The organism is Sodalis sp. RH22, assembly GCF_047324165.1.
In the GTDB taxonomy this organism is placed as follows: domain Bacteria; phylum Pseudomonadota; class Gammaproteobacteria; order Enterobacterales; family Enterobacteriaceae; genus Acerihabitans.
Genome location: NZ_CP178731.1, coordinates 363,593 through 377,727, shown reverse-complemented (window position 1 = coordinate 377,727; position 14,135 = coordinate 363,593). Strand labels below are relative to the sequence as shown.

The 14,135-nt window shown below is 45.8% G+C and carries 10 protein-coding genes and 2 pseudogenes; 5 read left to right on the top strand and 7 right to left on the bottom strand.

Features of this window, described 5'->3' with window-relative positions; all coding sequences use genetic code 11:
- Positions 1-121: 121 nt before the first annotated feature.
- Complete coding sequence (locus ACL2XN_RS01645) at positions 122-349, top strand: LysR substrate-binding domain-containing protein (RefSeq protein WP_413729952.1); 228 nt, start codon at positions 122-124, stop codon at positions 347-349.
- A 519-nt stretch (positions 350-868) separates the two neighbouring features.
- Here ACL2XN_RS01645 and ACL2XN_RS01640 read toward each other — a convergent pair.
- On the bottom strand, positions 869-1,780 hold the full coding sequence (locus ACL2XN_RS01640; protein WP_413729951.1) for a LysR substrate-binding domain-containing protein: 912 nt from the start codon (positions 1,778-1,780) through the stop codon (positions 869-871).
- Positions 1,781-2,783: 1,003 nt separating this feature from the next.
- On the opposite strand from ACL2XN_RS01640, the gene aaeB reads away from it, so the two are divergent.
- Positions 2,784-4,760: a p-hydroxybenzoic acid efflux pump subunit AaeB gene (gene aaeB, locus ACL2XN_RS01635; protein WP_413729950.1), complete on the top strand. Its 1,977-nt coding sequence runs from the start codon at positions 2,784-2,786 to the stop codon at positions 4,758-4,760.
- Between the two features lie 344 nt (positions 4,761-5,104).
- Here aaeB and ACL2XN_RS01630 read toward each other — a convergent pair whose 3' ends face one another.
- Positions 5,105-6,571, bottom strand: a complete 1,467-nt coding sequence (locus tag ACL2XN_RS01630; protein WP_413729949.1) for a glycoside hydrolase family 1 protein — start codon at positions 6,569-6,571, stop codon at positions 5,105-5,107.
- A gap of 168 nt (positions 6,572-6,739) precedes the next feature.
- Between ACL2XN_RS01630 and ACL2XN_RS01625 the strand changes: the two are divergent.
- Positions 6,740-6,904 (top strand): annotated as a pseudogene (locus ACL2XN_RS01625) (IS66 family transposase); the annotation flags it as partial.
- Between the two features lie 257 nt (positions 6,905-7,161).
- Here the strand turns inward: ACL2XN_RS01625 and ACL2XN_RS01620 are convergent.
- The 5 genes from ACL2XN_RS01620 to ACL2XN_RS01600 all read right to left on the bottom strand — a co-directional run bounded on the left by ACL2XN_RS01620 (position 7,162) and on the right by ACL2XN_RS01600 (position 11,631).
- The gene (locus tag ACL2XN_RS01620; protein ID WP_413729948.1) at positions 7,162-7,812 is read right to left on the bottom strand and encodes a TetR/AcrR family transcriptional regulator; all 651 of its coding nucleotides are present in this window, start codon (positions 7,810-7,812) and stop codon (positions 7,162-7,164) included.
- Positions 7,813-7,864: 52 nt separating this feature from the next.
- Entirely contained in the window at positions 7,865-9,850 is a 1,986-nt protein-coding gene (locus ACL2XN_RS01615) for a CocE/NonD family hydrolase (RefSeq protein ID WP_413729947.1), read from the bottom strand.
- Positions 9,851-9,996: 146 nt separating this feature from the next.
- The gene (locus tag ACL2XN_RS01610; protein ID WP_413731040.1) at positions 9,997-10,173 is read right to left on the bottom strand and encodes a zinc-binding dehydrogenase; all 177 of its coding nucleotides are present in this window, start codon (positions 10,171-10,173) and stop codon (positions 9,997-9,999) included.
- A gap of 19 nt (positions 10,174-10,192) precedes the next feature.
- On the bottom strand, positions 10,193-10,342 hold the full coding sequence (locus tag ACL2XN_RS01605; protein ID WP_413731070.1) for a hypothetical protein: 150 nt from the start codon (positions 10,340-10,342) through the stop codon (positions 10,193-10,195).
- Between the two features lie 140 nt (positions 10,343-10,482).
- Positions 10,483-11,631, bottom strand: coding sequence for an MFS transporter (locus ACL2XN_RS01600; protein WP_413729946.1), 1,149 nt, complete (start codon positions 11,629-11,631; stop codon positions 10,483-10,485).
- A 135-nt stretch (positions 11,632-11,766) separates the two neighbouring features.
- On the opposite strand from ACL2XN_RS01600, the gene ACL2XN_RS01595 reads away from it, so the two are divergent.
- A complete protein-coding gene (locus ACL2XN_RS01595; RefSeq protein WP_413729945.1) occupies positions 11,767-12,522 on the top strand; it encodes an IclR family transcriptional regulator in 756 nt (251 codons plus the stop codon).
- Positions 12,523-12,776: 254 nt separating this feature from the next.
- Positions 12,777-14,047, top strand: a pseudogene (locus tag ACL2XN_RS01590) (tyrosine-type recombinase/integrase).
- The last annotated feature ends 88 nt before the right edge of the window (positions 14,048-14,135 follow it).

Genomic DNA, 14,135 nt, shown 5'->3' with positions numbered 1-14,135 from the left:
GGTTAGTGCCGTTACGGTCGCGAGCACAACGAGCAGGATGCTGACAAGGTGTCCCAACGGATCGTGGCGTTCGATATCCGGCAGGCAACGTTTCGTGTCGGACCGGGGCGAGGCGCTACTGGTGGCCGCCCTGTCTGGTATGGGCATCGCATATCTGCCCGCATTTCTGTTCGAACAGCATCTTGAAGCGAAACGACTCATACAGGTCCTGCCCGAGTGCCGTACGGAAGAGGTGCCAATCTCGGTTATGTATCCTTCGAAGCGTTACCTGCCTGCGAAGGTGCGCGCCTTCGTCGATGCGTTAGTGGAAGCGGCGAAGGATACAGCACCGGTTCCACCACGGTATTGATAACATTTTTTTCCTTTTAGTGAACCCGCGCGCCACCGAGATGAACGTGAAATGGCGCATTCGAATCCAAGGCCACTCGTTCGCAACTGAACTGGCCGGAATTTCAGCGGTTTGCCAACGGCTTGCGCGAGTGTTTCTCGAATCAAGCCAACAAGATAGGCTGATCACTGGTTGCGCTAGCGTGAGGTGTTGGCCAGAATGGCTTAGTACAAGGGACTGGTCACAGAAAGAAAATGAGTTTTCAATGAGATATTGGGAATATCTTCTTATTACACGTAATTATAGATAAACAGCTAATGTAACGGCCTAATAATCAAGGCCAGTAAAATATGCGTAGTGAATGTCATACACCATCTTTAATAAACTTCTTTCTCATAAGGACACTATCATGCTTTGTATCAAAAATTAATTTTACTAGGGACCGAATTTCAACACAATAATACCCGAACATGATAATAAAACCGATTAAACTAACTGTTTTTATAGTGCCAAAATTAACACGAAGTATGGCGCAAACTATTAATTATTGGTTTTTTTCATGGCTAGACGGAGAAAATTTTCTATGATTGGATTGTCTTCATCGATACGGCAAGCCACCGCCAATTTTGCAGTTTGATCATTTTTTGGTAACTTACGATAGATGATATTTTCAAGCTTTATCCTACTTAATGTTTCAGGTAAGATAGAAACACCGAGTCCTCCCGCGATCATCGTCATAATGGCCATGGCATTCCTCACAGGTTTGATTTTTTCGGGGATAAAACCACATATTTTTTGCAATATAGGAAGGAGTTCAAAATTGGATTCCGAATCTGTAAACACAAAAAATGTTTCATCGGCTAATAGCGCTAAATCTATAATTTCTTGGTTGGCCATGGCATGGTCGGACGGTAATGCAATCATCCAAGGCCATGCACCGACTTGTGCAATTTTGATAGACTCGGGGATGCTAACTGAATACAATGTAACGTAACCAATATCGAGTTGACTTTTTTGTAATCCTTGCAATTGTGATCGAATTGACATTTCATTCAAACTAATGTCCACCTGAGGATATTGCTGTCTAAAAGAACGTACAGTTGAAGATAAAACACCAGAATAAGCAGAATTGCCTGAAAATCCAATGTTGAGTTGTCCTATCTCACCTGCACCGGCACGACTAGCTAACAGTGCAGCGTGATCCACCTTTTCAAGAATCATCTTAGCTTCATGGAAGAAAATCCGGCCGGCTTCCGTTAACTCGACATGTCGATTAGTACGGTTAAACAAACGAACCCCGAGAACACCTTCCAATGCTTTAATTTGCATACTAAGGGCCGGTTGAACAATATTTAACAACTGAGCGGCTCTTCCAAAATGTAACTCACTCGCTACAGCTAAAAAATATCGCAAATGGCGTAGCTCTAAATTTTCGGGGGATTTAATAAGCATGATTAGCTATCTTAACTTTGGATGAATGATTTAATTATAACAATAATTTTCACTTATAACCAGAATAACATATAAATTTTTATATCTTTAACGCTTAAGTGTTACTGTATAATATAATACAAGATGCATTCAACTTTCTGTTATTTCTCATTTGACTAAACAGATTATTGTTATAAGTAAATATCTTCTAATATTAAGAATGATGGGGATAGAAAATTCATAAAATTTATTTAAGGCCATATAATTTCATTAAATAAGTTTTTTTGCGATACCTTTCCATGAGAATTTTTAACAATTCATGGAGTCGACGCCTTCACTCTTAATGTTACCGTGACAGGTTCCAGCACGACAAGTAAATATTAATTTCTGACAAGCATACTTAAATTCTAGGCCTGTTACCTCGTCGCCGAACTTGGGTAAACGCAGAGAAAGTATATAAAGCCTTACCTCTTTGTGGTTTAAAATATTTATTCATGTACTATTACAATACTTTTTTAACTTAATGGTTTTTTCATTCGGCTTAGCCATTTACTTCAACAAATTAACATATTGCCACATCAATAATGACAGTAAGTAAAATTCTACTTTCTTTGATTATTTTTTATAAGCAATACCGCTTTATCATATTTAAGTATATTAAGAAAACCTAGTTATCAATTCATCGTTACTTGATAGAATTCGTCTTTTTGAGTATCGCATTCCAGTAGTCATCATTAATACTGATTGATTGATAAAAATAATATATTATGATTATAATTAAAACTATCATATAATCCTTTCCGAGATAAATTATCAAAAAGAATGATTCGTCATATTTCTTAACTTCATTACTTTATAACATGATACCTGGCAATATTTAGCAAAGCACAAGTGATTTATTCCTTAAATTATTCACTATAAGGAAAAGTCTCATGCACATAGTCTTTTTATCTCATCACTTGTTTTTGATGCTGAACATAGCAACCTCACTGTTAAAGTTATCACTGATATATAAGGGTATTTGATGTCATTAATTTCAGCTCTGATCAGAATGCGTTTTGCTTTTAAGTTAAGTTTTGCCGTGCTTTTCGCGTTGGTAGTTGGATTTGAATTAAATTTACAAACCCCACGCTGGTCAGCAATGACCGCAATAATCGTCGCTGGCGGTTCCGCTCTTAGCGCGGGGGGAGAACCCTTCTCTGGTGCCATTCGGCATCGAGGTTGGCTCAGAATAGTAGGAACCTTTATTGGTACGGCCTTCGGTCTGGCGATTATTATTGCAAGCGCTCGTGCACCAATGGTCATGCTACTAGTGTGTTGTATTTGGGCAGGCATCTGCTCCTACTTCTCTTCACGTATTTCTCTAGAAAATTCTTATGCCTGGGCGCTTGCCGGTTATACTTCCCTCATTCTTATCGTAACCTGCGCTAGCAGCACGTCCAACCTTTTACTGGCCCCGCAGTTCGCGGTAGAACGCTGTTCTGAAATCGTACTGGGCATTCTAAGTGCTATATTAGCAGATGTGCTGTTCTCTCCTCGGTCGATAAAAAAAGATATCGACCGTTTGGCAGATAAACTAATAGTGGATCAGTTCCGTTTAATGCAGCTCTGCGTAAGCGGGGATAGCATGGAAGAAAGTGAACTTGACAGACGCTGGAATAGGCTAGTCCATGAAAGTAATAGTCTTACGGGAATGCGTACTAATCTTTTACTTGAATCTTCTGCCTGGCATCGAGTAACACGTCGTATCGAAGCCCTTCATAGTTTATCACTGGCGATGATTACTCATGCTTGTGAAACTTACTTTGTACTGCTCAATAATTCCAGTCAGCTATCAAGTAATATTAAAGATTTATTTAGCGCACCGGTGGAAACCCGGCAAGATGTGCATTCTCGCCTAAAGGTCTTGCGGCTAGAGCTGGCTAATCATGGTATTCAGGAGGTATTACAACCGGTGGTTGATTGGACTGGTGTTGCTACACGTTATTTATTAATAGGTAAAGGTATTCAAACCAATAGCTCAATTAGTATTATTGAAGAAGATGTCTTAAGCCGTGAGCGGTTGATTAAAAAAAATTCGGGAGACTGGCATCAGTCCATAGTCAATGGCATACGTACCTGGTTGGCGACCTCTTTTGGCTGCTTGTTGTGGTTATGGACCGGTTGGTCTTCAGGAAGTGGTTTTATGTTGGCAATTGCGGTAGTGACAACATTAGCAATGCGCACCAATAATCCACGTTTGGTAGCGTTGGATTTTGTTGTAGGATTTGCCCTAGCAGTTCCGGTAGCATCATTCTATTTTTTGTTTATAATTCCCTCAACTCAACAAAGCCTTCTACTATTATGTCTGAGTCTGGGTGTACTCACATTTTTCTCGGGCATTGAAATCCAGAAAAGACGTATGGGTATGCTTGGCATGCTATTGGGATCCGTAAATATATTAGTACTATCAAATCCCATGAAATTTGATATGATCACTTTTATTGATAGTGCAGCCGGCCAGCTCATTGGCGGTTGTGTCGCTTTGGTAGTGTTTACTCTTATCCCTAATCTTGCTCATAAAAAGGTTGGACAGAGGTTACTTGATAGTTTTGTTACTAGTGCTGTAACGGCATTAACAACACGAACCGCCAAGCGAAGCGAGAATCGCCTACCTTATTTATACTCACGGCTAAATAATATGATGATGTCATTTCCAAACGATATACAGAAGTATCGTCTGGCCATTTTATTAATAATTGCACATCAAAGATTTTTACGGACAGAGGTCCCAGACAATAAAGAATTTTTGCATTTACATAAACAAATAAGAAAGACCGCATCTAATCTAATAAAAACAAAAAATCCCGTAAAACGCACTTATTATTTTGATCATTTATTAAATAAGATAGATGATTATCAACTAGTGTTGAAAAAAAACAAAGTATCAAGGGACATTTGTGAACCAATTGATATTTTTTCGAAGATGCTTCATCAATATGGCAATATTTTATTTAAATAGTTTATTTTCGATACTAAAAAGATGATTATTTCTTTAGACATTACCATTACTTCATTAAATGTAAACTTCTGTAGATCTCCATGTGCTTTAATGAACCTGATACGGACATTACCAGCATAATTACATAAAGCAGTGTTGATATAACAGATAATATTCCTAGGTTTGTTTATTTGTTTAGAAAAAAAAGAATGTACTACTAAACAGAATATCCGCAATGCCTGGGGTAATACGGACCTCCTCGTTAATTCTGATGGTGTCGGAGCAGTCATAACGGATTGCGCGGGGTAACTATGTGCCTGTACATCCGTCACAGCTGCTGAATGTAGTTTTACTGCCTGCCGGCATTAACTCCCTTTACAGTCAGTTTCGCTGACTCTTTCGCCATGAATGATTTTGCTGTAGACCTCCGCGCTTAATTTTGGCGTTCTCTTCTGCGTGTCGTAATCCACATAGATCATGCCGAAACGGCTTTTATACCCGCTCAGCCATTCAAGATTGTCATGACTGGACCAGACGTGGTAACCCTGGACATTAGCGCCCTTCGCAATTGATCGTTTCATGGCAGCGATGTGAGCGACCAGGTAGAGACAGCGATTTACGTCGGTAACTTTACCATTGATTAACTTGTCCTCCCCCTCAAAACCTGCACCATTTTCGGTGATGATGACAGGTGGGTTACCATATTCATCCCTCACGCGCTCAAGCAGAGCGGAAAATTGATCGGGTCTGACCGCGCCATTAAAAGCAAGTTTTTCATCAGGCGGGAAGAAAAGTTCAGGGGCGTAGCTTTCGTTACTGCTTTGCTGATGGCGAATGAAAAAAGGGGCGTAATAATTAATACCAAGGAAGCCCAAACCAGCGTCGTGAATTCGTCTGGCATCATCAGGCTGAACATCTATATCCAGATGATATGCTGACACCAGTTGTAGGACATCAGCCGGATAGGTTCCTTTGTACATTGCATCAAGGAACCAGCGGTTCAAAATACCGTCAACGAGCCGGGCGTTGTCTTTATCCTCTTTTGACGCTTTTTTTCCCGTCAGCACAGGAAAGAAAGGCAGCGCAATGCCCAGACGGCCTTTATACTGTTTCGCTTTAAAACTTTCCGCTGCGGCGGCAGATGCCAGCAGGATGTGATTGTATGACTTGAGCGAAGTCTCAAGGTAAGGCAGCGTTGGCACGATGGGAGGAAACTTAATCTCTTCACCCTTTATCCGTTTCTCGGCCATGATTTTTGTTGCGACCTCAACGGTCGGCTCATTAATCAGAACGAATTGGTCGACCTGGTCTGAGAAGTTGGCAAAGATGACCTCTGCATAGCGACGAAACCACTCTACAGATTCACGATTTTCCCACCCTCCGGCCGCAGCCAGCGACTCTGGCATGTCCCAGTGATACAGGGTCACAAGCGGTACAATACCGGCCGCCTTAAGGTCCGCAATGAACTGGCGATAATGGGCGATGGCCTGCAAGTTCACTGGTCCCTGACCATCTGGGATAATGCGGGTCCAGGCAATAGAGAAGCGATAGCTGTTCAGACCGAGCGATTTGAATAGCTCAATATCTTTCAAATATTGGGCACGATCATAAAAATTAATGGCTACATTTCCTGAAATGCCTGGCCCTGCAAGATGTTTTTCATCAAGATAATAGTCCCATACGGACCGGCCTTTCCCGTCTGCATTGTTTGCGCCTTCAACCTGGTAAGCGGCTGATGCTGCACCCCACAGAAAATTGTCAGGCACATCGGCAGCCCACACAACATTCATTGCGGCGGTCAGGCCTAACGCCAGTACTCCTCTTATCATCATTTTCCCCTAGTTAACATCAATAGCTCGTTAAAATCACATTCCGGTCACTCTGTTTTTCAAAAAGGTGAACCAGCATAAATTCATGTGGCAAATATATCATCATCAGATGATATATTCCTTTAACTCTATCGTCGTTTCCATTTTATTTACGTAAGCGTTATCCCAGTAGGGTTCAGCGGGCTGTTGCAGGCGAAGGCGGATGCGGGCTTCAACCCGCTGTATAAAGAAGACCGTATCCGCGAGGTCGGCTGCAATGGGGCCCACGCTCGGCGTAAGATCCATGATATCCCTATGAGGTATCCGTCGCCGACCTCCGCCGAGGCCCTGCAGCGTACTGAGTGAAGAAGCCGTTGAACAGAAGAGATTACCCCGACATAATCAGTCTGGGCTGCTGAAACACAGCCATTGCGAACCTACATCCCTGTCCCGCATATTGCCATTGCTTTATTGGGCAGAAAAAGCAGAAAGCGCCGGATTGGTGGTAACCGTTCCAAAGCGTATATTTTGCTTTGACAACCCGGACGTTAAGCGCGCCAGACAGGTAAGCTGCGGAGTTCACCTGCGAAATACTGAAGTCTTTTCCACATGTATCAGAAGATGATCTGCGAGCCGGCGAATAGACGGATAGCTTCGTCCGCCATGTCATCAAGAAATGAAGACGATTGCTCCGCACCCTGGCTTATCAGGCCGGGCGTGATAATTGGCAATGAAATGGCCGAAATCAGTAGTGCAAAAATTATTTCCGGTTGTTTCCCATTAATGATGTCATGGGCGATTGCCTGCTTTATCACCGGAAGGCAACTTTCACGAAAAGGCGACACCAGATACCGAAGGAGATGATCCAGACGCACTTCGCCCCTGGCCGCTTCATTAAGCAGCAGTGACGGAAATTCAGGAATGTCTATACTAATGGTGATAAGTTGGCGAATGAAACGCCTGAATGAATTTTCTGGATTGGTGCTGAAGTGCTCATCAATATCCCTTATTTCAGCAAGATGAATGCGCTGTTTTTCAAGAAGATATTCGAGTACGGCCTCCCAGAGAGCCGATTTCGACCCAAAAAGGCGTGCCACCAGTGCCATATCGACACCTGCCTCGCTGGCTATTTTGCGCAATGACGCACCCTCATAGCCATATCGTGAAAAAAATCGGGTAGCAACCGGAAGCAACGCTTCACGACCAGATACTCTACCGCCGGGCCGGCGGCCTCGCATGGGAGATTTGATTTCTACTGAACTCATTATGCTACGCTATTGAGAGCACCGGGACTAGCCGGTGCTGACGTGTCTGTTGTCAAGACACCATATCATCTTTTGGCATAAAAGGGACTTGTAGATAGCTGTCATATTTACCGCCAAAATGAATGACATGAGTCCCAGCATTACGGCTCATGGGCGCCTGGACCTGCTGCTCACTAACAAACGATAGCAGGGTTGAGCGATCCCCGCCAAGCGCTAGACGCTTCACTTTGTTACCGGGCGTAAACGTCCCCCCCGACGCCGGTAAGGTGATAATAGCTGAGCCAAAACCCATATCGATACTGGTTGGGATAGGACGCTGTGCAGCAATGGTCAGCACTAATTCTTCACCGGGATGATAACGCATGGCCATTGGCCAGATGCCAATTTCCACGGGTACAATCTCGCCGGGTTTGAGTTTTTCTTCATGTGTGTGGAGCAGTAAGGGTTCTTCGTTCGTTGTCCGCTCAGGATCAAGGGCTCGCTGGGAAACCCTTAGTAAACCCGAGGCAACAACAGGACCTTTTACCCCCTCACCAAGAAGACGCTCGTAGGGTTTCCCGTTTTTATCGCGCTTCTCAACGCCAACCTCCAGTTCCATATCTTCCGATCCCCGCGCTTCCACCCAGAGTTTCAGCTTCATATAGCCGATGATCTCAGTTTCCTGAGTAAAGGTGTAATGCAGCTCAGTTTTTCCTTCGCCTGACACCTCATAAGACAGGGATGCAGACAAGCTCTGACCGAATGTGTCAAGCTGGCCATTGCCACTAATAAACATTCGCTTCATCTGCACCTTAGGCAGTGGCCAGCTGTCTTCAATCCGGTCAACGATATCGGTTCCGCCAGCATCCAGTACGCATATACGGACGCGAGGCGTTTGCTCCCAGCCGTTATTAGCGCCTTTAAGGTAATGATCGAAAAATGCCAGCAGCTCATGTGCATATTTTGGCGTGTAAAAATCCAGCCATTCATTGGTATTGTTCACTCGGAGCCATTTTTCCTCCGAGGCTATCTGACGATAGCCGGCAAATGATCCGTGAGTGTGTGCATGGTTTGTATAACTGGCCACGACATAAGTGGGAATTTTAATGCGCTCAAGCCGTGCTTTTTTATCCTCCCAGTAAGGATCCATCAGTTGTGTCTCCATGATCATTCTGGGTTGATCTTCAACCAGATTTCCCCCGGCAAATGATTTCAGGATAACTTCCGGGAATGCTGGTGCAGGTATGCCTCCCCGGTTACCGGTTTCGCGGAAGTGATCGACAAAACCTTCCCAGGGAGCTATGGCAGTAAGATGCGGCGGCTGCTCTGCCGCGATGAACCACTGAGATACGGCAAGCCAGGAGTTGCCCGCCATACCGACTTTTCCGCTGCTCCAGGACTGTTGGGCCGCCCACTCAATGAAGTCGTAGCCGTCTTCAGCCAGTTGACGTCCCCAATAAGAGATATTCCCCTCAGACTTATAGGCGCCTCGAGGGTCGGGATTGAGAATAACATATCCTTCATTAACCCAAAATGCCGGGTCTGGTCCCTCGAACTTTTGCAGTTCTGACACCCAATCCAGCGGTACACCGGAACGTTCCTGGATATCGTCCAGCCACTGCCCGCCAATCTCCTTGCCATAAGGACTCCATGCCACCAAGGCGGGGTATTTCCCCTCTTTTATCGGGCGGAAAACATCTGTGTAAATAGTTATTCCATCGCGCATTTTAAGAGCAACGTCACGCTCAAACAAGATGTCGCAGGGCAGTGGTCTCGCACCTTCTCGGCGCACCGTACCTTTCTTCAGAACGGTGATACCCGGTGCAAATCCAGGGTACCGCGCTCGCGGTGCATTCAGTGGAAGCGGACGGCGGTACCAGACGGGGTATGCTGCATCACCATAAATTCGTGTTTTGAGCATAATCTTTTCCCCATTTTGACTGACGGCCCCGGCAAAAGAGAGCCTAGGCATTATCATGTTAGTGACTGCCATACTGACAGCGCCCGCTAATAGCGAACGACGCGACAGATAGGAGCCATTCAGATCTGTGATTTTCATAACGCATCCTTTTAAATCATCACTTGATGATTTAATTTTAAGGCGAAAACCGACTTAGTCAACAGAGTGTTGATGATTTGGAAGCATTGCGCATTTTTACTCAATAAACGCCGACAAAAGTCCGCGTTCACGTCAAATCTTCACCCTCATTTCCCTATATTTTTACCAATGCGTAGATGTCGGAATGCATCCTTTATTTCGTTCAGCGACCAGACGGAATCAATGACTGCACGGACCCTTGACTTTTCAAATGACTGGATTATTTGTTGTTGATGCTCTTCGCTACTTAAGGTAATTCCCCGCAGGGTGGGCTGTTTGCCCATGATTGCGCCCGTAGGTACATCATCTGCGATGCCGGAAATCGTCAATTAAAGCGGTTTCCCCGCCAATGCGCACAGCGTCCATAAGCTGATGAAGCGTACCCGGCCCGCCAATATCTACTACGTGACCAACGCCACGGCCTCTGGTCATTTCAAAGATTTTTTTGCTCATTTCGTGTTTTCTCTAAAATTCACAAAGGCCACCCACATTGCGTATGTAGCCAATCCATCTTTCCCGGCAAAGGAATAGTGAAAAATTGAAAAACTTGACTGCTAATGACCCCAGCGAAGAGGACTGAGCTAAGGATTTATTCAGACTTTAAACATCGTTAGCGCACGGCTACGTACCCTAACAAATAAAGTAAAAACCAGTGCAATCCCCGCAGCAAAAAGAAAAACAGACTGCAGGGTACCCGGGAAATATCCCATAAAAGACGATAGAAACTGTCCCAGAAATATTGCCATTGAAAGCCGAGCAAGATTCCGTCCCCGAAATGTCGTGCTGCTCAGATCCACAATAAGATGGTTCACGAGAGGAACGGAAAAACCGAACCCCAGCCCGAGGGCAATCCCGCCAATCACAAAGACGGGCATGGAAGGAGCTACCGCAAAAATAAGATGAGCAACGGTGTAAAAGCCAAACGCGATGGATAATGTTGGAAAATCACCAAAGCGACTGACCAGTTTCGGCATCAGCCATGCGCCAAATACCGCCACAAGCGAGACAAATGAAAGGAAGTAGCCGATCTGCAACTCAGTAACGTCATTGTCATGCAAATGTAGCGGCAGCAGGACAATAGCGGTAAAGAAAACGATCATGGAAAAAAGTGCCGCCACCCACGTCAGTACCATTGCTGAAGACGGTCCTCCGAGATGAATCTCATGAGTGCTTTCATCAGATATTACCAACTTGCCCGGTCGGGGTACATACGCCAACACCATGAGCAGCATAAGCCAGGCGAAAAGGTAAAGCATGAATGGCCAGCGCCAGCCGACGGCTGCCAGCAACCCGCCAATAAACAGGAATATTACACCACCAAGCTCAATCGACATCCCTTGGCGAGCAATCATCTTCATCCGTTTCGCGCCGTCATAAAAAACGGAGATTAAGCCGGTACCAGCCGACATAACCAGCGCCGTTGCACCACCGAGCAAAAACCGATCCGCAAAAACAAATGAATAACCCGACAAAAATGCACCGGCACCACCCAACAGCCCGTAAAGGAAAAGCCCGAGACAGAGGGTTTTATAAAGACCAGCCTTTTCAACAAGTTTCCCCACTAATGGCCCGAGCACCACCACCCCCAAAGACGGCAAGGTAACAAGCCAGCTCTCTGCACCCTTAACATCAAGTGCCGTGGAGATAGTGGTCAGGCCTGGTACAATCACGCATCCCACCATGATGGTTAGGCAGGCTACAGCAAGTAGCGTAAATCCTCCTGCCTTGTTTATCTGTTGCATACAAACTCCAACTGTCCACTATATGGATATGTTAACCATTATTAGGATATAATTTTCATGGTATTGTCGGATTATGTCAATGCGCAAAATGTAAGATAAATGTTTCTAAATCTATAACAACTGTAAAGAGGATCTATGGAAACTGATACAGATAGCACGGGTTCCCAGGTAATTGCCCGAGCCGCAAAATTGTTCAAAGCGGTTGAAGAACAACCTCAGGGTTTGACTATCTCCGCACTCTCACGAAGTACGGGACTGCCGCGGACAACCGTTCACAGACTGGTTGCCTCTCTCGAAGCCGAACAGTTATTACTCAACAGCTCAGGCATGATCCGACTTGGTCCGGCGCTTGCACGTCTTGCAGCCTCCGCTCATACGGATGTCATTTCACTGTCGCGTCCGTCGATTGAGACACTTGGCCGGCGAACACGGGAAACGGTCGATCTTTGCGTGTATCGCGGGTCGCATGCACTTTTGGTTAGCCAATACGCATCTGATCAGGAACTGCGGGTCGTTTCGCCCGTTGGCACTGCTTTTCCCTGCCACTGCACTGCGACTGGTAAGGCTCTGCTTGCCGGTTTACAAGACGAGCAGATATCTTTGATATACACACAAAAACCTGAAACAAGAACGGCACTTTCTCTGAGAACAGTGGCCGGAATTCTTGATGAAGTTGAAAAAATACGCTCAGAAGGGTTTGCTAGTGATCGTGAAGAACACGCAAAAGGCGTTTGTGGTCTGGGCGTAAGCATCCCCTATTCCCTGAACGAAAATTATGCCATTTCTGTGGCAGTGCCAGCATCGCGATTCGATGAAAATTTTGATTTCCTGGTTGCCTCTCTCAAGCAATGTAAGGCTGAAATTGAAGCTTTGATTTCTCCCACCGTTTGATCTACAAGCAAAAATACGGGTCAACCGGCGGGGATAGAATTTATGATGAAATTCAACTTAATAGATAACTGAATGTTCCCGAGTCCGGGCACCACCATTTCTTTTTTATGCTTTCTTATGAATCCCTATATATCTTAAATTCAATAGGTTAGCGTAAAAACCCTTTCCGATACGTTTTAATTTATCCCTAGGTATCCGGAAAATGTGGGGTCAAATTGCGGGTCATTCAGTTCGATGAATGGAGTGACCCTCACATGGCTCTGACTGACAGCAAAATCCGCGCTGCAAAAACCTTCGTAAAATCCTACAAACTCTCCGATGCCCACGGTCTGTATCTACTGGTATCAACCAGCGGCTCACGTCTGTGGTATTTCCGCTACAGCTTCGGTGGCAAAGAATCCCGCCTGGCTTTAGGCGCCTATCCGCAGGTCACGCTGGCGGAGGCTCGCGAAAAGCGCGACGCTGCCCGCAAGCTGCTGGCCTCCGGCATCTGCCCTTCCCTGCCCCGTGAATCCGAAAAAACCGCTGTAGACAAAACCCGCACCTTTAAACACATCGCAATCTCGTGGCACACCAGCAGCCTCCGGCTCTGGTCGGCAAGCCACGCGGATAAAATTCTTACCTGCCTGAGGCGCTATGCCTTCCCTGACATGGGCGAAATGGATATCGCGGAGATCGAAACACGGCATCTGGCGCAGCTCATCAAAGCCATCGACGACAAAGGCGTGCATGACGTGGCCGGGAGGATGCGCCAGTATCTGACCAAAATCATGCGTCACGCCGTGCTGCAACAGGGCCTAATCAAATACAACCCCGTGTTCGACCTGGGCGGCGTCGTGACGCCGATTGTGGCCCAACATCTTCCCGCGTTGCCACTGCGACGCTTGCCTGAACTGTTGGTGAACATAGAAAACTACCAAGGCCGTGTACTGACCCGTTTGGCGCTGGAACTGAATTTGCACGTCTTTTTGCGCTCAAGCGAGTTGCGCTTCGCCCGCTGGGAAGAGTTCGACCTGAAAGCCCATATCTGGACGGTGCCCGCGCAGCGCGCAGCCGTAAAAGGCGTGAGATTTTCAGAGCGTGGCGCAAAGATGAAGGACGAACATCTAGTGCCACTATCCAATCAGGCAGTTGCCCTGCTAAAACAGATCAAGGCGCTTACCTGTGAGTCGGTCTTCGTTTTTCCGGGTGCGCGTGGTCTGGACAAACCGATGAGCGAAAACACCATTAATAAAGCGCTACGTGTGATTGGTTATGACACCAAAATCGAGGTTTGCGGCCACGGATTCAGAACGATGGCCTGTAGCGCCCTAAACGAGTCCGGGTTGTGGTCAAGGCCATCGAACGTCAGATGAGCCATAAAGAGCGCAACGGCGTGCGGGCCGCCTATGTCCACAAAGCGGAGCATCTGGAAGCCCGCATGGAGATGATGCAATGGTGGTCGGATTAACTGGACGTAAATCGGAAGGGGTATGTCGCGCCATATATTTATGCGCGGCAACATAAAGCAGCGAATGACAATTAGCTAGCAAAAAGCGGATCCCTTTCAGGGGGATCTGTTTTTTTACTTTATGAAAGCTTTTATCTTTTTTATTTTGTTTTAACGGAATTAT